Raw genomic sequence first — 18,890 nt, forward strand, 5'->3', positions numbered from 1 at the left:
TCTTAAAAGAGAAAAATCCCACCTGACTAGGTGGGATTTCTGTTGCACTATTTTCCAAAAATCTCTTTTAATTCTGCATCTGTAATCCCAATCATAGCGGGGATGCTAGACCAGTTTTCCTCGGTGAGGATGTAGGATTGTTCAGAGTCACTTGCTGTAGAAGTTTCAGAGAAGGCTTGTTTACTTTCTTCAATATTAGTTTCAATTAAATCACTGAAACGCTCAATCAGATAGGTCTTGCGGGCAGTCCCGATATGCTTGACTGCATAGTCAAAGGCCTGTAATTCACCAAGAAGGATGAGCTTGCTCTTGGCCCGTGTGATAGCTGTGTAGATGAGATTCCGCTCTAGCATACGCTTGCTAGCATTGGTGATGGGCAGGATGACAACAGGAAACTCACTTCCCTGAGACTTATGAATACTCATGGCATAGGCTAGTCGAATCTTGTACCATTCGTTACGTGGGTAGATAACCTCATTACCATCAAAATCAATGACAATCTCGTCTTGTTTGGACTCGGTGTATTTTCCAGGAATCAGATCCGTGATGTAGCCTAGGTCTCCATTAAAGACATTGACTTCAGCGTCGTTGACTAGGTGAATGACCTTGTCCCCTGTTCGATAGTGACACTGGGTTGCTTCAAAACTAACTTGCCCCTTTTGCTGAGGATTGAGGAGGTCTTGCATGAGTAGGTTGATGGCGTCAATACCAGAAGTTCCTCGATACATAGGCGCTAACACCTGAATATCACGAGCCGGAATGCCACTTCTGAGGGCAGCACCGAGGATTTTCTCAATCGTAGCTGGGATATGGCCGCTAGCGATTTCAAAGTAGGAACGGTCAGCTTTTTTCTGGGTAAAGTCGGCTGGCAAGATGCCTTGTCGAATCTGACTCGCCAAGGTAACGATAGTTGATTCTTCGCTCTGACGGTAAATCCGTTCCAAGCGCGTCTGCGGAATCAGGGGTATCTGGAGCAGGTCTGCCAGGACTTGTCCGGGACTAACAGAAGGCAATTGGTCGCTATCCCCCACGATGAGGATTTTACTGTTAGAGGAGATATTGGAGAAGAGTTGGTTAGCTAGCCAAGTATCCACCATGGAAAACTCATCTACAATGATAAAATCGGCATCCAGATAATCTTCCAGATGACTGGTATCATCGTCTCCTGTCATCCCCAAATGACGGTGTATGGTCGCGCTAGGCAAACCTGTTAATTCATTCATGCGCCGAGCCGCTCGACCAGTTGGAGCAGCAAGAAGGATAGGCAGATTACTTTTTTTCCTGAGATCGAGCCCTTCTAAAAGGGCATAAACAGTGATAATTCCATTGATAACAGTCGTCTTACCTGTACCAGGTCCACCTGTCAGGATAAAGACCTTGTTCTGGATAGCGTCGCAGATAGCCTGTTTTTGAATGCTATCGTACTGAATCCCCAGTTCTTGCTCGACAGTAGAGATATGCTTGTGAATGGTTTCCAAATCCTGATTTTTCTTCTTTTCTTTTTCAAGGATACGAACCAAGTGACTGCGAATGCCTTCTTCAGCGAAAAAGAGGCTGTTATCAAAGATTTTAGTGTCAATCTGCTGAACCTTGTCTTCTTCAATCAGATGAGATAATTCCTGAGCGACTTGGCCGGGATCGAGTTCCACGGGACGGGAAGACTCGAGAAGAGTCAGGGTTTGTTCCAGCAAATCTCGGGCTTCCATATAGGTATCGCCCGTATCCATACATCCTTGAAAGAGACTATGGACAAGGCCAGCACGGAAGCGCTCGGGAGCTTGGCTTTCAATGCCAAGTTCGGCGGCTAATTGGTCAGCAATGGTAAAGCCCAAGCCCTTGATATCCTCAACCAGCTGGTAGGGATAATTTTCGACAATATCCAGCGTTTCTTCCTTGTAAAAGTCTTGAATTTGAAAGGCTAGTTTATTGGGAATACCGTAGTTGGCCAGTTTTGCCAAGACCATTTCTGTCCCATAGTTGAGACGGAGGGTGGAGACAAAAGCCTCACGGTTTTTGGCAGAGAGTCCAGCAATGCTTTCCAGCTTTTCAGGATGCTCCAGAATTTCGTCTATGGTATTGTCACCATAGGTATCAACGATTTTCTGGGCAGTTTTGAGACCGATTCCCTTAAAATGACTGCTGGAGAAATACTTGACCAAGCCCTTGCTAGTGGGTTTTGCTCGCTCATAACGACTGATTTGTAGCTGTTCACCATACTTGGAGTGCTGAACGATTTGCCCCCAAAAAGTATAGTCTTCGCCCTCAATCACATCAGCCATGGTTCCTGTAACAATGATTTCAAAATCGTCAAAGTTCTCCGCATTGGTATCTTCGATATCTAGGAGGAGGATGCGATAAAAATTGCTGGGATTTTCAAAAATAATCCGTTCAATGGTGCCTGAAAAATAAACTTCCATAGGTTTCCTTTACATGAGTTCGTGAGAGTTGTACCCTTAGCTTCTTTCAACAAGCTAGGAGACTAAAAGGTCTTCTTCTCGCAATAGAAAAAGAGGCTGAAACTTAGCATTCTCGGCCTCTTCCTTATCTTAAAAAGTTCCGATACGGTTAAGTGGCCAGAAACGGAATTTTGCTTCGCCTTTGATATCGCTGGCCTTGAAGGTACCAACATGGCGGCTGTCGCTAGAGACTAGACGATCGTCACCAAGGAGAAGGTATTCGCCTTGAGGGACAGTAAAGCTGAAGCTGGTGTTGGAATTGACATCAACCGTAAAGGCTTGTGCTTTTTGAGCAAGTTCTCTAAAGTAAACTCCCTTATTGCCTTCAAATCCTTTGCCAGTATAGGTGTTTTGCAACTTTTCTGTTTTGAACAAGTTGAGGTATTCAGCTAGGTAGGGTTCATTCGTTTCTTCACCGTTGATAAAGAGTTTGTCATTTTCGTAGCGGATGGTATCACCAGGCATACCGATGACCCTTTTGACAATGTCTTTATTTCCGTCTTCCTCATGCGCAACCACGATATCGAAGCGGTCAATTGGGAGGTGTTTAACAACGAAGAGAACTTCTCCGTCAGCTAGGGTAGGGTCCATCGAGTGTCCTTCCACACGGACATTGCTCCAAAGGAAAATGCGGCTAAGGCCTACCAGTGCGATAATCAGGAAGATAACTCCCCATTCTTTTATAAATGATTTTAAATAGTTCATGGTTTACCTCTATAGAAGTTTTTTTGCTTTTTCAGTATTTTTAAAATGCAGTTTGGCGCAGAAATGAAGTCCCTTCATACCATAGGCTTGAAGGATTTTGCTGGCAACCTTATCAGATGCAGTTCCAGCACCGCTAGGTAGTTGATAGCCCAGTTCTCGTCCCAGATTTTCTAAGTTTTCGAGGAAGAGATCCCGCGCGATGATGGAGCTAACCGCAACAGCCAGGTATTTGCCCTCAGCTTTTTCTTCCAAAGTGATCTTATTTGGAAAACGGTTGGCTTCTTGAGCCAAGTACTTGTCATAGTTTTTAGGACTTGTAAAAGCATCAATCACGATTTTCTCTGGCTGGACTCCTTTTTGAAGCAGGAGAAAGATAGCTTGGTTGTGAAGGGCAACCTTTACAGAAACAGCATTGTAACGCTCTCCGATAACTTCATTATATTTGCTCGGTGAAAGAAGGAGCGCTTGATGCGAAATCTTTTCCTTGAGGATAGGGGCAATCTGACGAATCTTTTGGTCTGTCAGAGTCTTAGAATCCCCCACGCCGAGTTTTCGCAAGAAATCATGCTGGTCCGGTGTTACGAAGGAAGCCACTACAGAAAGCCCACCAAAGTAGGAACCGTTTCCCACCTCATCAGTCCCAATCATAGGAAAATCTTGACCACTGTTTTCTTGTTGAACCTCATAGTCAAAGAAACTGGCGTACTGCTCAGCAGCTTCGCCCTGGAGGAGAACTTTTCCAGAAGTATAGATGGAAACTGTTGCCTGAGGGAAGCGTAAAAAATAGCGGATATAGGGATTTTTACTAGGACTGAGAGCCTTCTGATACTGACTTAAAAAGCTCTGAATTTCCTGTTCACTGGGTGTGAGTGTGATACTTGCCATAGTCTCTATTGTACCACAAAAGCAGGAGAATTGGTAAAAACTGACAAAGTTAGCGAAATTTGGTATAATATCGTGAGGTGAATTTTATGGCAAATCTAAATCGATATAAGTTTACATTCGGGAAAAAGACATTAACCTTGACAACCGAGCATGACAACCTCTTTATGGAGGAAATTGCCAAGGTTGCGACTGAAAAATACCAAGCAATTAAAGAACAAATGCCTGGGGCGGATGATGAAACCATTGCGCTTCTTTTGGCAGTCAACTGTCTGTCTACACAGCTCAACCGTGAGATTGAATTTGATGACAAGGAGCAAGAGTTGTTAGAACTCCGCCACAAGTTAATTGCTGTCAAACAAGAACAGAGCAAGATTGAGGATTCCCTATGATTTCAATCCTACTCTTATTGGTTCTTGCTTGGGGCTTTTACATCGGCTACCGAAGAGGTTTGGTGCTGCAAGTTTATTATTTCCTCGTTGCAGTAATTTCAGCCTTTGTTGCGGGACAGTTTTATAAATCACTGGGAGAACACTTCCACTTGCTTGTCCCTTATGCCAATCCTCAGGAAGGACAGGGTACCTTTTTCTTCCCTTCAGACCAGCTGTTTTACCTAGACAAGGTCTTTTATGCGGGTCTCGCCTACCTTCTAGTTTTCGGAATTTGTTACAGTATCGGACGTTTTATCGGTTTGTTCCTACACTTGATTCCAACTAAAAAGCTCGATGTCAAATGGTTCCGTATCGGAGCAGGCGTTTTGTCTCTATTGGTAACCTTATTTGTCCTGCAAATGGCTCTGACCATTCTTGCAACGGTGCCTCTGGCAGTCATTCAAAATTCACTTGAAAAAAGTATAGTAGCCAAAAACATCATCCAAAGTGTCCCTTTTACGACAAACTTCATCAAACAACTCTGGGTGACAAATTTAATCGGATAAAAAGGGCGGGATTTTTCCTAGCCCTTTGTTTACAGATTGGACGACTAGGGTCAGGTAAAGTCCAAAAATCTCTAGGTACAACAATCTTGTAAACCAGCATACAAGGAAAGAATATGAATACAAAAATACTAGAAACTTTAGAATTTAATAAAGTCAAAGCCTTGTTTGAACCGCATCTCCTGACAGAACAAGGACTGGAGGAGATAAAAGTCTTGGCTCCAACTGCCAAGGCGGATAAGATCAAACAAGCCCTTACAGAGATGGAGGAAATGCAAGCCCTATTTGTGGAGCAACCCCACTTTACAATCCTAGCGACACGTGAGATCTCAGCTGTTTGCAAGCGTTTGGAGATGGGGGCGGACCTCAATATTGAGGAGTTCCTGCTCCTCAAACGGGTCTTGCTTGCTAGCCACGAATTGAAAACCTTTTACGCTAATCTTGAAAATGTTCGTTTGGATTATTTGGCGAGATGGTTTGAGAAATTCCACGATTTTCCTCATTTACAAGGGAGTCTCCAAGCCCTCAATGATGCTGGATTTATCGAAAATTTCGCCAGCGAAGAACTAGCGCGCATCCGTCGGAAGATTCATGATAGCGAGAGTCAAGTTCGTGACGTTTTGCAAGACTTACTCAAGCAAAAAGCGCAGATGTTGACGGAAGGGATTGTAGCTAGCAGAAATGGCCGTCAAGTCTTACCAATCAAGAACACCTATCGCAATAAGATTGCAGGTGTTGTTCATGACATCTCTGCCAGTGGAAACACGGTCTACATCGAGCCACGTGAGGTCGTGAAACTGAGCGAAGAAATCGCTAGTCTGCGAGCTGATGAGCGTTATGAGATGATTCGCATCCTACAGGAGCTCTCGGAACGCGTCCGTCCTCATGCTTCAGAGATTGCTAATGACGCTTGGATTATCGGCCATCTGGATCTGATTCGTGCCAAGGTGCGTTTCATCCAAGAAAGACAAGCAGTTGTTCCTCAACTTTCAGAGAATCAAGAGATTCAACTCCTTCATGTTCGCCATCCTTTGGTCAAAAATGCAGTGGCAAACGATGTACACTTTGGTAAGGACTTAACGGCTATTGTCATTACAGGGCCCAATACAGGTGGGAAGACTATCATGCTCAAAACCTTGGGTTTGACTCAACTGATGGCCCAGTCAGGCTTGCCTATTTTAGCTGATAAGGGGAGCCGAGTCGGTATTTTCGAAGAAATCTTCGCAGATATTGGGGATGAGCAGTCTATCGAGCAAAGCTTGTCTACCTTTTCGAGCCACATGACCAATATCGTAGATATTCTTGGCAAGGTCAACCAACACTCGCTTTTACTCTTAGATGAGCTTGGAGCAGGTACCGATCCGCAGGAAGGTGCTGCCCTTGCTATGGCTATTCTGGAGGATCTTCGTCTACGTCAGGTCAAGACCATGGCGACGACCCACTATCCAGAGCTTAAGGCTTATGGTATTGAAACAGCCTTTGTGCAAAATGCCAGCATGGAGTTTGATACAGCTAGCCTGCGTCCGACCTATCGCTTTATGCAGGGAGTTCCTGGACGAAGCAATGCTTTTGAAATTGCCAAACGCCTAGGACTGTCAGATGTCATCGTCGGGGATGCCAGTCAGCAGGTCGACCAAGATAATGACGTCAACCGTATCATTGAGCAATTAGAAGAGCAAACGCTTGAAAGCCGTAAACGTTTGGACAATATCCGTGAGGTGGAGCAAGAAAACCTCAAGATGAATCGAGCACTCAAAAAACTTTACAACGAACTCAATCGGGAAAAGGAAACGGAGCTCAATAAGGCGCGTGAACAAGCTGCTGAAATTGTGGAACTAGCGCTAAGTGAGAGTGACCAGATTCTTAAGAACCTCCACAGTAAGTCTCAACTCAAACCCCACGAAATCATTGAAGCCAAGGCTGAGTTGAAAAAACTGGCTCCTGAAAAAGTCGACTTGTCTAAAAACAAGGTCCTTCAAAAAGCCAAGAAAAAACGAGCTCCAAAGGTGGGAGATGACATCGTGGTTCTAAGTTATGGCCAACGCGGAACATTGACGAATCAGCTCAAGGATGGCCGTTGGGAAGCCCAAGTTGGTTTGATCAAGATGACCTTGGAAGAGAGAGAATTTGACCTTGTTCAGGCTCAGCAAGAAGCCTCAGTCAAGAAAAAACAAGTCAATGTCGTCAAACGTGCTTCTGGTCGTGGTCCGCAAGCGAGACTGGATCTCCGAGGCAAACGGTACGAAGAGGCCATGAATGAGCTGGACGCCTTTATTGACCAAGCCCTGCTCAATAACATGGCGCAAGTCGACATCATCCATGGTATCGGAACAGGTGTCATTCGTGAGGGCGTCACTAAATACCTACAAAGAAACAAGCATGTCAAGAGTTTCGGCTATGCTCCACAAAATGCTGGAGGCAGTGGCGCTACCATTGTGACCTTTAAAGGATAGAGAGAAGAAGGATTCGCTCTTTCTGAAAAAAGAAATGAAAAGTCAAAAATTTTCATAGAAAATATTGACAAAGGCTAACTTTTCTTGTAGAATAATAAAAAATAAAATACCAACACCGAATGAAGTTTAATAGAAGTGGAGAAAGGTTTGTTTTCCATGACTGTAAATGGACGGAACTCTGGAGAGACCGTAAAGGCACCGAAGGGGCAAGGCAGGCAACTGCTCAAACTCTCAGGTAAAAGGACAGAGCTAGGATAGACCGCTTTTTGGCATTTATCTAAGCATTCCAGAGTACATGTATCTTGCATGTGCTCTTTCTTTTGGGGTTGAAAGATAGGAGTAGGATATGTTAGAATTGCTTAAAGCGCTTGATGCTTTCGTTTGGGGGCCTCCCCTCTTATTGTTATTGGTCGGAACGGGAATCTACTTGACCATCCGACTAGGACTTTTACAGCTGGTTCGTCTCCCCAAGGCCTTTCAGTTGATCTTTACCAAGGACAAGGGACATGGGGATGTATCGAGCTTTGCTGCTCTATGTACAGCTCTTGCCGCTACTGTTGGAACGGGAAATATCATCGGAGTTGCGACAGCCATTAAGGTTGGTGGGCCAGGTGCTCTCTTTTGGATGTGGATGGCAGCCTTCTTTGGGATGGCAACCAAGTATGCTGAAGGCTTGCTGGCTATCAAGTACCGCACTAAAGATGCAAATGGGGCTGTAGCTGGAGGGCCCATGCATTACATCCTTTTGGGGATGGGAGAAAAGTGGCGTCCACTTGCTATCTTCTTTGCCCTAGCGGGTGTATTGGTAGCCCTCCTAGGGATTGGTACCTTTACCCAAGTCAATTCGATTACAGAATCCATTCAAAATACAGCCCAAGTTAATCCAGCTATCACGGCTCTGATTTTATCCATTTTTGTAGGGATTGCTGTCTTTGGTGGCCTCAAATCCATATCAAAAGTTTCGACAGCAGTGGTTCCTTTTATGGCTATTGTCTATATTTTAGGAACTCTTACAGTTATTCTCTTTAATATCGAGAAAGTCCCAGCTACACTTGCTCTCATCTTTACTTCAGCCTTTAGTCCAGTTGCTGCGGTAGGTGGTTTTGCAGGTGCCAGCATTCGGAAGGCTATCCAAAATGGTGTGGCGCGAGGAGTCTTTTCTAACGAATCTGGTCTTGGTTCTGCTCCCATCGCAGCGGCTGCAGCTAAGACAAATGAACCAGTCGAGCAAGGCTTGATTTCCATGACAGGAACCTTTATTGATACCCTCATTATCTGTACGTTGACTGGTTTAACAATCTTAGTAACTGGTGTTTGGAGCGGAGATTTGAATGGAGTTGCCTTGACCCAGTCAGCCTTTTCAACAGTTTTTTCATATTTTGGCCCTGCTCTTTTGACTATCTTCCTTGTGCTCTTTGCCTTTACGACGATTCTCGGATGGAACTACTACGGGGAGCGCTGTTTTGAGTTTCTCTTTGGTGTCCGCTTTATCTGGCTTTACCGTGTAGTCTTTGTAGTCATGGTCTTGTTGGGAGGATTTATCGAGTTGGATATGGTTTGGATTATCGCAGACATCGTCAATGCCTTGATGGCCTTACCTAACTTGATTGCCCTTTTGGTCTTGTCCCCAGTAGTTGTTGCTGAGACTAAGAAGTATTTTAAGAACTAACCCAATCACACTTTTAGTGTGATTTTTTTCATTCCATAGACATTTCCTATCGAGGCGATTGAAAATATATATTATCCAAGTGGAAAATTCTATGATAGACTAAATGACAATAAAATGAAAAGAGGTTTCTTATGACAACATTTATCATCCACACAGTAGAATCAGCACCAGCAGAAGTAAAAGAAGTTCTTGAAACAGTACAAAAAGATAACAATGGCTATATTCCCAACCTAATCGGTCTCTTGGCCAATGCCCCAACCGCGCTTGAAGCCTACCGAACTGTCGGAGCCATCAACCGTCGCAATAGCTTAACACCAGTGGAACGCGAAGTAGTGCAAATCACAGCTGCCGTAACCAATGGTTGTGCTTTCTGCGTCGCAGGTCACACAGCCTTTTCCATCAAACAAATCCAGATGAATGATGATCTTCTCCAAGCCCTTCGCAACCGCACTCCGATTGAAACAGATCCTAAATTGGACACCCTAGCTAAGTTTACCTTGGCGGTCATCAATACCAAAGGGCGTGTAGGAGATGAAGCCTTGGCTGAATTTTTGGAAGCTGGCTACACGCAACAAAATGCCCTGGATGTGGTTCTCGGTGTTAGTCTTGCCAGTCTTTGCAACTATACCAACAACCTAGCTAATACGCCTATTAACCCAGAATTACAACCGTATGCTTAGTTCGAATCATAGAGAAAAAATGAAGGCTGATTCATCCAGTCTTCATTTTTCTGTGCTATTTTAAGCGCTTTTATGCTATACTAATAATAATATGATTAACGGAGATTAGGATGAAAAAACTCCCCTTGGTATTTTCTGGTTGTTTGCTAGGTTTGGCAGGAGCTGGAAATCTTATTTTAGATACGTTGCCGGTTCTGTCCCATCTTTTTAGTCTGACAGGTTTAATTTTGTGGATTTACTTTCTGATTCTTCATCTTTTTAATTGGAAGGAAACCAAGCAAGAATTGACCAAGCCCCCTCTTTTGTCTGGGATGGCCACTTTTCCCATGGCTGGGATGATTTTATCGACCTATGCCTTTCGCGTATTCCCTGCTCTTCCTTTGCTAGCACAAGGGATCTGGTGGTTTTCCTTTCTCTTGGATTTAGCTTTGATTGCTACTTTTACCATCAAATTTGCCTGCCAAGGTCGAAAGACTAATGCGACTCCTAGCTGGACGGTGCTCTATGTGGGGATAGCTGTGGCAGCCTTGACCTATCCTCTGGTAGGCATTATCGAGATTGCCTATGCGACCTTGAGTTTTGGTTTTGTCTTGACCTTCTATCTCTATCCGCTTATTTATAGGGATTTAAAGAAAACTCCACTCCCAGTAGCCTTGCTTGGACAGGAAGGAATCTACTGTGCTCCCTTTTCTCTACTTCTGGCATCCCTAGTTCGAGTTGGAGGAGCAGGTTTACCGACTTGGCTCTTGATCGTCATGATTTTGGCATCTCAATCCTTCTTTTTCTTTGTTTTAACTCGCTTGCCTAATATTTTAAAACAAGGATTTCAACCAGCCTTCTCAGCCCTCACTTTTCCAACAATTATCACAGCTACTTCGCTCAAGATGGCTCAGGGAATTTTGAAACTTCCATTTCTGGATTATCTGGTGTTGGCTGAAACTGTTATATGCCTAACTATTTTATTCTTTGTATTGGGTGCTTATCTGATTTGGTTACGAAAAAGGGTCTAGCTAGAAATAGCTAAACCTTATTTTTATGGTTTGATAACTTCAGCTCCACCCATATATGGACGAAGTGCTTCTGGAATAGTTACAGAACCATCTTCATTTTGATAGTTTTCAAGAATTGCAGCCACTGTACGTCCAACTGCAAGTCCAGAGCCGTTCAAAGTGTGAAGGAGTTTTACCTTGCCATCGGCTTCATCGCGGTAGCGAATTTGAGCACGACGGGCTTGGAAATCTTCTGTATTTGAACAGCTTGAGATTTCACGGTAGGTATTTTGGGCTGGAATCCAAACTTCCAAGTCGTAAGTTTTGGCAGCTGAGAAGCCCATGTCCCCAGTAGAGAGGGCAACGACACGGTATGGAAGATTGAGTTTTTGAAGGATGTTTTCAGCGTTGGCTGTCATTTTTTCCAATTCTTCATAAGATTCTTCTGGTTTGGCAAATTTGACCATTTCAACCTTGTGAAATTGGTGTAGACGAATTAAACCACGAGTATCACGACCAGCAGAACCAGCCTCAGAACGGAATGATGGGCTCATAGCAGTGAAGTAGATTGGTAGGTCCTTTCCGTCAAGGATTTCATCGCGATAGTAGTTTGTCAAAGGCACTTCAGCGGTAGGAATAAGGACATAATTAGTGTCTTTCAATTCAAAAGTGTCTTCCTTGAATTTTGGATATTGACCAGTACCAAACATAGAATCATGGTTAACCATGTATGGTGTGATGACTTCAGTATAGCCCTCTTTTCCATGCTCGTCCAACATAAAGTTGTAGATAGCACGTTCCAAACGAGCCCCAAGTCCTTTATAGAAGAGGAAGCGAGCACCAGTAACTTTTGCTCCACGTTCCCAGTCAAGGATACCCAAGTCTTCACCAAGATCCCAGTGAGCTTTTGGTTCAAAGTCAAACTCGCGTGGAGTTCCCCAACGACGGACTTCCACATTGTCATCTTCGTCGGCTCCGATAGGAACACTGTCAGCAGGGATATTTGGAAGAGTAGTGGTAAATTCTGTCAATTTAGCATCGATGTCCGCCAATTCCGCATCCAAGGCTTTGACTTCAGCAGATAAGTTTTGCATCGCAGCAATCTTGTCATCGGCATTTTCCTTGTTGCGCTTGGCTTGGGCAATCTCAGCTGAAACTGTGTTGCGTTCTGCCTTGAGGTTTTCAACCTTGACCAAGATGTCACGACGTTTAGCATCGATTTCTTTCATCTCGTTTAAGACAGCAGGATCTACACCACGTGTAGCCAATTTTTCTGCGACAGCATCAAAGTCTGTACGAATACGTTTAATATCTAACATAAGAACTCCTTTATGAAAAAAACACACCTGACAAAGCGTTGGAGTGGCAGGGCCACGGTTCCATCCAACTTCACAGGTGTGCACTTGATTGTGTATGTAATTGTTACTAACGGTAGAATTTCACTTACCCCTCCTATCTGCTCGCAGCACCCGCAGACTTTCTGGAAGAAGAGGATAACCTACTTATCCGTTGCTATGATTATACTAAAGTTTCTACTTTTTTGCAAATAGATTTTTGAATTTTTGACCAATGGTCTGGAGTAAAGTAGGAAGTTTCACAACCTTGTCATTGCCCAGTTTTTCGCGAGCAATTTTAAGAATGGCACCTGAGTCTTTTGAAGCAAAGAGGAATTTTCCTTGATCAGTGAAGACTTCAAAGTGGCGACTGATTTTGCGACCACTTACGTTGGCTCCAATTTGCTGAATACTTGACCAGGGAATTTGGATATATTGTTCGACATTGACATCAGGATAAAACTCTAAGGCTTGATCCCCAACTAGAAATTTTCCGACTTTTCCCGAGATGGAAAGATAGGATGTTCCAGTGGTTTGTAAGTCAATGACTTTATTGAGTGATTGGGCCATGATTAATCTTCCTTACTTTCATCGAAAAAGGCGCGGTAGAGAGCCTTGATAGCTGCCTTTTCTTGCTCTTTATTGACAACAAACATGATGGAAACTTCACTTGAGCCTTGGGACATCATCTGGATGTTGATTTTATTTTCAGATAGAGCGCGTGTTGCAGTAGCAGTTACCCCGATATGGCTCTTCATCTTTTCTCCGACAATCATAATGATGGAAAGGTCATGTTCGATTTCAGCATGGTCCACTTCGGCTTTTTGAACTAACTGACGCAGAATTTCTTCCTCCTTGATAGGAGTCAATTCACGGGAACGAAGGATGATTGAAAGGTCGTCGATACCTGTTGGCATATGTTCCCAACCAATGTTAAGATCTTCAAGGATTTGAAGAATCTTACGACCGAATCCAACCTCGCGGTTCATGAGGTATTTTGACATGTTGATGCTGACGAATCCAGAATCACCAGCGATCCCAACGACTGGGAATTTATCGCTACTGTGTTTTAGAACGATACGAGTTCCTGGGTGGTCAGGGTTATTGGTGTTTTTGATGACAAGAGGAATTTTTCCGCGGTAGGCAGGTAGAAGGGCTTCATCATGAAGGACTGAAAATCCAGCGTATGCCAACTCACGCATTTCACGGTAGGTTAATTCAGGAATGGAGTGTGGTTGATGGATAATACCAGGGTGGGCAGCAAAGATACCGTCTACGTCTGTAAAGTTTTCATAGAGATCAGCCTTGACTCCAGCTGCGATAATGGAACCAGTAATATCTGAACCTCCACGTGAGAAGGTACAGATTTGATTTTCCTTAGTTACGCCAAAGAAACCAGGGATGACAAGGACTTCGTTGCTATCAGCCAAGCCTTCAATCTTGTCATAACTAGATGGGATGATACGTGCGTTTCCTGGTTCACTTGTGACAATGATTCCAGCTTCTCTTGGGTGAACATAGCGTGCATCGATACCGTTTTGGTTAAAGTAGGCTGCAATGAGTTTGGCATTGTTATTTTCTCCAGCCGCTAGGAAGGTATCATAGAGAAATTCATTGTCTTCTATAGGAAGAGTTACCAAGGCCCGAATGCTTTTAGAAATCTTTTCTAAAACGGCAGGTTTTAGGCCTAGTTCACTAACCATAGCGGCATAACGATCAATGATCCAGCTTTGGCTAGCGTTGATATCATTTCCCGCCACATAGTCGCGATAGTATTTAATCAAGGCATCGGTTACCTTGGTATCTTCAGCATTGCGTTTTCCGGGTGCAGAAACGACTACAAAACGGCGTTCCTTATCACTTTTAACGATGTTTAAAACTTTTTCTAACTGACCAGCAGAGGCAAGCGAACTTCCACCAAATTTTACAACCTTCATAAAGACTCCTCAAGTAAGTATTTTATACGATTATAGCAGAAAGAGGGGCATTTTTCAATGAAGAAAATAGCTCCCTATTACAATAGGAGTAAATGCTAACTTATTCTGAAAAGCGACAACAGTTTAAAAGTAAGAGAGTCAAATTTTATTTACATTCATAAACGGTGGGGAAATAATCAGCTGAGACACTTTCCTTTAGTTTTTCCTTGCCTCTTTATCCCAAAAAAGGTATACTTTGGTAATAAAATAATTTTATCATCATACAAAAGGAGAAGCTATGAATCATATCCTATACCAGATCGTAGATGATCTAGCTATTATTACTTTGAATCGTCCTGAAGTCGCAAATGGTTTCCACATCCCAATGTGTGAGGAAATCTTAGAAGCTTTGACCTTGGCAGAGCAGGAACAAGCTGTACAGTATATCTTGATAAATGCTAATGGGAAGGTCTTTTCAGTGGGGGGAGACCTGGTCGAGATGAAGCGGGCGGTGGATGAGGATGATATCCCTTCACTGACAAAAATCGCAGAATTGGTCAATACAATTTCCTATAAGATCAAGCAAATACCCAAACCTGTTTTGATGGAAGTAGATGGGGCAGTTGCAGGAGCTGCAGCAAATATGGCAGTAGCGGTTGATTTCTGTATAGCAACAGACAAGGCCAAGTTCATTCAGGCCTTTGTCGGGGTTGGGTTGGCTCCCGATGCAGGAGGTATTCATCTCCTAAGTCGTAGTATAGGAGTGACAAGAGCAGCCCAGCTTGCCATGACAGGAGAAGCCTTGACAGCGGAAAAAGCTCTGGAGTGGGGCGTCGTTTATCGAGTCTGTGAGGCAGATAAGTTGGAAAAAACAAGAGACCAGGTTCTAAAAAAACTCAGACGTGGTTCAGCTAATTCCTATGCAGCGATTAAAAAGCTGGTTTGGGAAAGCCAATTTAAGGATTGGCAAGATTATGCCGAATTGGAGTTGAAGCTGCAGGAATCCTTAGCTCAAACCGAAGATTTCAAAGAAGGAGTTCGCGCTCATTCAGAAAGAAGACGACCAAAATTTTCAGGAAAGTAAAAAAATACTTGCACTATCTTTTGAAGTTTGATATACTTTTTCTATCAAATGTTTTGATTGTAAAAGTTTTTTGAGGAGGAGGGAAAAAGTTTGGACTACCAACGAGTAAATGATTATTTAACATCCATTTTTAATAATGTCCTTGTGATTGAGGAGGTTAGCTTACGAGGTAGTCGATTCAAAGATATCTCCATCAAAGAAATGCACACAATCGATGTGATTGGAAAATTCCCTGAGGCAACGCCTAGCAAAGTTTCCAAAGAACTGATGGTAACCTTAGGAACTGTTACGACGAGCTTGAATAACCTAGAAAGAAAGGGTTATATTGAGCGAATTCGTTCCGAACAGGATCGTCGTGTGGTCTATCTACATTTGACAAAGAAAGGTCGTTTAGTCCACCGCCTTCATAAACGTTTCCACAAGGCCATGGTTGAAAAAATTATCGAGGGTATGAGTCCTGAGGAGATGAAAGTTATGGGCAAGGGCTTGACTAACCTTTATCAATTTTTGGAGGATTTGAAATAATGGCTTTTGCTAAAATAAGCCAGGTTGCTCATTATGTACCAGAGCAAGTGGTCACCAATCAAGATTTGGCTCAAATAATGGATACAAGCGATGAGTGGATTTCAAGTCGTACAGGAATTAAACAGAGACATATTTCAAAAACGGAGTCAACGAGTGATTTGGCGACAGAAGTTGCCAAAAGCTTACTGGCTAAGGCGAGTATAGAAGCTGAGCAGATTGACTTTATCATTGTAGCAACAATCACACCTGACTCAATGATGCCTTCTACAGCAGCGCGAGTTCAGGCCAATATTGGTGCTAACAGAGCCTTTGCTTTTGATCTTACAGCTGCTTGCAGTGGTTTTATCTTTGCACTTTCAACTGCTGAAAAGTTTCTGACATCTGGACAGTTTAAAAAAGGGATTGTTATCGGTGCTGAAACCTTGTCTAAGGCGGTTGACTGGTCAGATCGATCTACTGCGGTGCTCTTTGGAGACGGTGCTGGTGGAGTTCTCTTGGAAACAAGTGAGAACCGCCACTTCCTTGCAGAGAGTATGCACAGTGATGGTACTCGAAGCGAGTGCTTAACTTATGGCCAAACGTCCTTGACTTCCCCCTTCTCTAATCAAGAAGCAGTTCCTGCATTTTTGAAAATGGATGGGCGAGCAGTTTTTGATTTTGCGATTCGAGATGTTGCTAGGTCAATCAAGCAGACCATTGACGAAAGTCCAGTGGGAGCATCTGATTTGGACTATCTCTTGCTTCATCAGGCCAATATCCGCATATTGGATAAAATGGCTAAAAAAATCGGTGTTGATCGCGACAAACTTCCAGCCAATATGATGGAGTATGGGAATACCAGTGCGGCAAGCATCCCGATTTTACTATCAGAGTGTGTGGATCAGGGGTTGATCCGTGTAGACGGTAGCCAAACGATTCTTTTATCAGGCTTCGGTGGAGGCTTGACCTGGGGCACGCTCATTCTTACAATCTAGGTAATCATGTGGTGAACACATTGTTATAAATTTTTATATTTTAAAGGAGTCCTATCATGGCAGTATTTGAAAAAGTACAAGAAATTATCGTTGAAGAACTTGGAAAAGATGCATCAGAAGTAACACTTGAATCTACTTTTGATGATTTGGATGCAGACTCATTGGACTTGTTCCAAGTAATCTCAGAAATTGAAGATGCTTTTGATATCCAAATCGAAGCAGAAGATGACTTGAAAACAGTTGGTGACTTGGTTGCCTATGTTGAAGAGAAAACAAAATAAGAACGAATAAGATATAGAAGGAGTTGGGGGAACCCACTCCCTCTTGTTTAGGTAATGGTTTGAGACTCAAATAATATACTAATCGAACTATTACGTAAGCAAGGACTGATGGAGGCACTATGAAAACACGTATTACAGAATTATTGAACATTGATTATCCTATCTTCCAAGGAGGAATGGCCTGGGTCGCTGATGGCGACTTGGCCGGAGCTGTTTCTAAAGCTGGCGGTTTAGGGATTATCGGTGGGGGGAATGCACCTAAAGAGGTCGTAAAGGCTAATATCGATAAAATCAAATCACTTACGGACAAACCTTTTGGTGTTAACATCATGCTCTTGTCACCTTTTGTAGAAGACATCGTTGATCTCGTGATTGAAGAAGGGGTCAAGGTGGTGACAACTGGTGCAGGAAATCCAAGTAAATACATGACTCGTTTCCATGATGCTGGAATTACAGTTATTCCTGTTGTTCCAAGTGTTGCTTTGGCAAAACGCATGGAAAAAATTGGTGCAGATGCAGTTATTGCAGAGGGGATGGAAGCCGGTGGACATATTGGTAAATTAACAACGATGACCTTGGTTCGCCAAGTTGCTGCAGTTGTTTCAATTCCAGTTATCGCAGCTGGAGGAATTGCCGACGGTGAAGGTGTCGCTGCAGGCTTTATGCTTGGTGCAGAGGCTGTTCAAGTTGGTACGCGTTTCGTAGTAGCTAAGGAATCTAACGCCCATCCAAAATACAAGGAAAAAATCTTAAAAGCGCGTGATATCGATACGACTATTTCAGCTCAGCACTTTGGACATGCTGTTCGTGCCATTAAAAATCAGTTGACACGTGACTTTGAGCAGGCTGAAAAAGATGCCTTTAAACAAGAAAATCCGGATTTAGAAATCTTTGAACAAATGGGAGCTGGTGCTCTTGCTAAAGCCGTTGTTCATGGAGATGTAGAAGGTGGATCTGTCATGGCAGGTCAGATCGCTGGTTTGGTCTCTAAAGAAGAAACCGTTGAAGAAATCCTAAAAGATCTATACTATGGCGCTGCCAAGAAAATTCAGGAAGAAGCCTCTCGTTGGGCAGGAGTTGTAAGAAATGACTAAAACAGCCTTTCTATTTGCAGGTCAAGGTGCTCAGTATCTAGGGATGGGACGAGACCTCTATGATCGCTACCCTATCGTCAAGGAAACAATTGACCAAGCCAGTCAGGTTTTGGGTTATGACCTCCGTGACTTGATTGATAAGGAAGAAACCAAGTTAAACCAGACTCGCTATACGCAACCAGCTATTTTAGCGACTTCGGTTGCTATTTACCGACTATTGAAAGAAAAGGGTTACCAGCCAGATATGGTAGCAGGATTGTCTCTTGGGGAATATTCTGCTCTTGTAGCAAGTGGTGCCTTGGACTTTGAGGATGCAGTTGCCTTGGTTGCTAAACGTGGTGCTTATATGGAAGAAGCTGCACCTGCAGGCTCTGGGAAGATGGTTGCCGTTCTTAATACTCCAGTTGAAGTGATTGGGGAAGCTTGTGAAACAGCCTCTAAAGTTGGAGTAGTGACTCCAGCTAACTACAACACCCCAAGCCAAATCGTCATCGGTGGTGAGGTGGCTGCGGTTGACCGCGCAGTTGAACTCTTGCAGGAAGCAGGAGCAAAACGATTGATTCCTTTAAATGTATCTGGTCCTTTCCATACTGCCCTTCTTGAGCCAGCTAGTCAGCAACTAGCTGAAGCTCTTGAGGGAGTGAGTTTCGCTGATTTCACTTGCCCACTAGTTGGCAATACGGAAGCTGCTGTTATGGAAAAAGATCGAATCCAAGAGCTTTTGACGCGTCAGGTCAAAGAACCTGTTCGTTTTTATGAAAGCATTGCTGTGATGCAGGATGCTGGGGTAACCAACTTTATTGAAATTGGTCCTGGTAAGGTCCTATCAGGCTTTGTCAAAAAAATCGATAAAACAGCTCAGCTAGCTAACGTTGAAGACCAAGCAAGCTTGGATGCTTTGTTAGGAAACTAAT

At 43.5% G+C, this 18,890-nt stretch carries 18 protein-coding genes and 1 riboswitch; of the genes, 12 read left to right on the forward strand and 6 right to left on the reverse strand.

The features are described from left to right. Positions 1-47 precede the first annotated feature (47 nt). The 3 genes from STO1_RS01850 to rnhC form a co-directional block, all read right to left on the reverse strand. Complete coding sequence (locus tag STO1_RS01850) at positions 48-2,417, reverse strand: SF1B family DNA helicase RecD2 (RefSeq protein ID WP_096421702.1); 2,370 nt, start codon at positions 2,415-2,417, stop codon at positions 48-50. Positions 2,418-2,546: 129 nt separating this feature from the next. After that, entirely contained in the window at positions 2,547-3,161 is a 615-nt protein-coding gene (gene lepB / locus STO1_RS01855; RefSeq protein ID WP_049479298.1) for a signal peptidase I, read from the reverse strand. 9 nt (positions 3,162-3,170) lie between these two features. Beyond that, entirely contained in the window at positions 3,171-4,046 is an 876-nt protein-coding gene (gene rnhC / locus STO1_RS01860; RefSeq protein WP_061588428.1) for a ribonuclease HIII, read from the reverse strand. 86 nt (positions 4,047-4,132) lie between these two features. Here rnhC and zapA point away from each other — a divergent pair, with 86 nt between their 5' ends. The 6 genes from zapA to STO1_RS01890 all read left to right on the forward strand — a co-directional run bounded on the left by zapA (position 4,133) and on the right by STO1_RS01890 (position 10,789). Beyond that, positions 4,133-4,435 (forward strand): cell division protein ZapA, encoded by a 303-nt coding sequence (zapA, locus tag STO1_RS01865; RefSeq protein WP_000002028.1) that lies wholly within the window; start codon positions 4,133-4,135, stop codon positions 4,433-4,435. Continuing rightward, positions 4,432-4,980 carry a CvpA family protein gene (locus tag STO1_RS01870; RefSeq protein WP_007520605.1) on the forward strand — a complete coding sequence of 183 codons (549 nt, stop codon included), beginning with the start codon at positions 4,432-4,434 and terminating at the stop codon, positions 4,978-4,980. Before zapA ends, STO1_RS01870 begins: the two co-directional genes overlap by 4 nt. Before the next feature lie 113 nt (positions 4,981-5,093). Then, complete coding sequence (locus STO1_RS01875; protein ID WP_096421704.1) at positions 5,094-7,430, forward strand: endonuclease MutS2; 2,337 nt, start codon at positions 5,094-5,096, stop codon at positions 7,428-7,430. A 168-nt stretch (positions 7,431-7,598) separates the two neighbouring features. Beyond that, positions 7,599-7,687: riboswitch (glycine riboswitch) on the forward strand. A gap of 89 nt (positions 7,688-7,776) precedes the next feature. After that, a complete protein-coding gene (locus tag STO1_RS01880) occupies positions 7,777-9,099 on the forward strand; it encodes an alanine/glycine:cation symporter family protein (protein ID WP_007520601.1) in 1,323 nt (440 codons plus the stop codon). Positions 9,100-9,230: 131 nt separating this feature from the next. Beyond that, positions 9,231-9,779, forward strand: coding sequence for a carboxymuconolactone decarboxylase family protein (locus tag STO1_RS01885; RefSeq protein WP_007520600.1), 549 nt, complete (start codon positions 9,231-9,233; stop codon positions 9,777-9,779). A gap of 110 nt (positions 9,780-9,889) precedes the next feature. Then, entirely contained in the window at positions 9,890-10,789 is a 900-nt protein-coding gene (locus STO1_RS01890) for a TDT family transporter (protein ID WP_007520599.1), read from the forward strand. A 23-nt stretch (positions 10,790-10,812) separates the two neighbouring features. On the opposite strand, the gene serS is transcribed toward STO1_RS01890, so the two are convergent. The 3 genes from serS to STO1_RS01905 all read right to left on the reverse strand — a co-directional run bounded on the left by serS (position 10,813) and on the right by STO1_RS01905 (position 14,039). Beyond that, entirely contained in the window at positions 10,813-12,087 is a 1,275-nt protein-coding gene (gene serS, locus STO1_RS01895) for a serine--tRNA ligase (protein ID WP_007520598.1), read from the reverse strand. A 213-nt stretch (positions 12,088-12,300) separates the two neighbouring features. Beyond that, positions 12,301-12,672: a DUF956 family protein gene (locus STO1_RS01900; protein ID WP_000079370.1), complete on the reverse strand. Its 372-nt coding sequence runs from the start codon at positions 12,670-12,672 to the stop codon at positions 12,301-12,303. A 2-nt stretch (positions 12,673-12,674) separates the two neighbouring features. After that, complete coding sequence (locus STO1_RS01905; protein WP_096421706.1) at positions 12,675-14,039, reverse strand: aspartate kinase; 1,365 nt, start codon at positions 14,037-14,039, stop codon at positions 12,675-12,677. A gap of 277 nt (positions 14,040-14,316) precedes the next feature. On the opposite strand from STO1_RS01905, the gene STO1_RS01910 reads away from it, so the two are divergent. The 6 genes from STO1_RS01910 to fabD all read left to right on the forward strand — a co-directional run bounded on the left by STO1_RS01910 (position 14,317) and on the right by fabD (position 18,889). Continuing rightward, entirely contained in the window at positions 14,317-15,102 is a 786-nt protein-coding gene (locus STO1_RS01910; RefSeq protein ID WP_007520595.1) for an enoyl-CoA hydratase, read from the forward strand. Positions 15,103-15,192: 90 nt separating this feature from the next. Then, positions 15,193-15,627 (forward strand): fatty acid biosynthesis transcriptional regulator FabT, encoded by a 435-nt coding sequence (locus tag STO1_RS01915; RefSeq protein WP_045617632.1) that lies wholly within the window; start codon positions 15,193-15,195, stop codon positions 15,625-15,627. Continuing rightward, positions 15,627-16,601, forward strand: coding sequence for a beta-ketoacyl-ACP synthase III (locus STO1_RS01920; RefSeq protein ID WP_007520591.1), 975 nt, complete (start codon positions 15,627-15,629; stop codon positions 16,599-16,601). Before STO1_RS01915 ends, STO1_RS01920 begins: the two co-directional genes overlap by 1 nt. Positions 16,602-16,657: 56 nt before the next feature. Further along, a complete protein-coding gene (locus STO1_RS01925) occupies positions 16,658-16,882 on the forward strand; it encodes an acyl carrier protein (protein WP_007520589.1) in 225 nt (74 codons plus the stop codon). Positions 16,883-17,001: 119 nt separating this feature from the next. Further along, a complete protein-coding gene (fabK, locus tag STO1_RS01930; protein WP_007520587.1) occupies positions 17,002-17,976 on the forward strand; it encodes an enoyl-[acyl-carrier-protein] reductase FabK in 975 nt (324 codons plus the stop codon). Beyond that, positions 17,969-18,889 carry an ACP S-malonyltransferase gene (gene fabD / locus STO1_RS01935; protein ID WP_096421708.1) on the forward strand — a complete coding sequence of 307 codons (921 nt, stop codon included), beginning with the start codon at positions 17,969-17,971 and terminating at the stop codon, positions 18,887-18,889. The genes fabK and fabD overlap by 8 nt, the downstream gene beginning before the upstream one ends. Position 18,890 lies beyond the last annotated feature (1 nt).

The organism is Streptococcus oralis subsp. tigurinus, assembly GCF_002356415.1.
Taxonomy (GTDB): Bacteria; Bacillota; Bacilli; order Lactobacillales; family Streptococcaceae; genus Streptococcus; species Streptococcus oralis_F.

Coding starts and splice junctions, on each gene's coding strand:
- STO1_RS01850 (WP_096421702.1), bottom strand. CDS start 2,417: ATGGAAGTTTATTTTTCAGGCACCATTGAACGGATTATTTTTGAAAAT.
- lepB (WP_049479298.1), bottom strand. CDS start 3,161: ATGAACTATTTAAAATCATTTATAAAAGAATGGGGAGTTATCTTCCTG.
- rnhC (WP_061588428.1), bottom strand. CDS start 4,046: ATGGCAAGTATCACACTCACACCCAGTGAACAGGAAATTCAGAGCTTT.
- zapA (WP_000002028.1), top strand. CDS start 4,133: ATGGCAAATCTAAATCGATATAAGTTTACATTCGGGAAAAAGACATTA.
- STO1_RS01870 (WP_007520605.1), top strand. CDS start 4,432: ATGATTTCAATCCTACTCTTATTGGTTCTTGCTTGGGGCTTTTACATC.
- STO1_RS01875 (WP_096421704.1), top strand. CDS start 5,094: ATGAATACAAAAATACTAGAAACTTTAGAATTTAATAAAGTCAAAGCC.
- STO1_RS01880 (WP_007520601.1), top strand. CDS start 7,777: ATGTTAGAATTGCTTAAAGCGCTTGATGCTTTCGTTTGGGGGCCTCCC.
- STO1_RS01885 (WP_007520600.1), top strand. CDS start 9,231: ATGACAACATTTATCATCCACACAGTAGAATCAGCACCAGCAGAAGTA.
- STO1_RS01890 (WP_007520599.1), top strand. CDS start 9,890: ATGAAAAAACTCCCCTTGGTATTTTCTGGTTGTTTGCTAGGTTTGGCA.
- serS (WP_007520598.1), bottom strand. CDS start 12,087: ATGTTAGATATTAAACGTATTCGTACAGACTTTGATGCTGTCGCAGAA.
- STO1_RS01900 (WP_000079370.1), bottom strand. CDS start 12,672: ATGGCCCAATCACTCAATAAAGTCATTGACTTACAAACCACTGGAACA.
- STO1_RS01905 (WP_096421706.1), bottom strand. CDS start 14,039: ATGAAGGTTGTAAAATTTGGTGGAAGTTCGCTTGCCTCTGCTGGTCAG.
- STO1_RS01910 (WP_007520595.1), top strand. CDS start 14,317: ATGAATCATATCCTATACCAGATCGTAGATGATCTAGCTATTATTACT.
- STO1_RS01920 (WP_007520591.1), top strand. CDS start 15,627: ATGGCTTTTGCTAAAATAAGCCAGGTTGCTCATTATGTACCAGAGCAA.
- STO1_RS01925 (WP_007520589.1), top strand. CDS start 16,658: ATGGCAGTATTTGAAAAAGTACAAGAAATTATCGTTGAAGAACTTGGA.
- fabK (WP_007520587.1), top strand. CDS start 17,002: ATGAAAACACGTATTACAGAATTATTGAACATTGATTATCCTATCTTC.
- fabD (WP_096421708.1), top strand. CDS start 17,969: ATGACTAAAACAGCCTTTCTATTTGCAGGTCAAGGTGCTCAGTATCTA.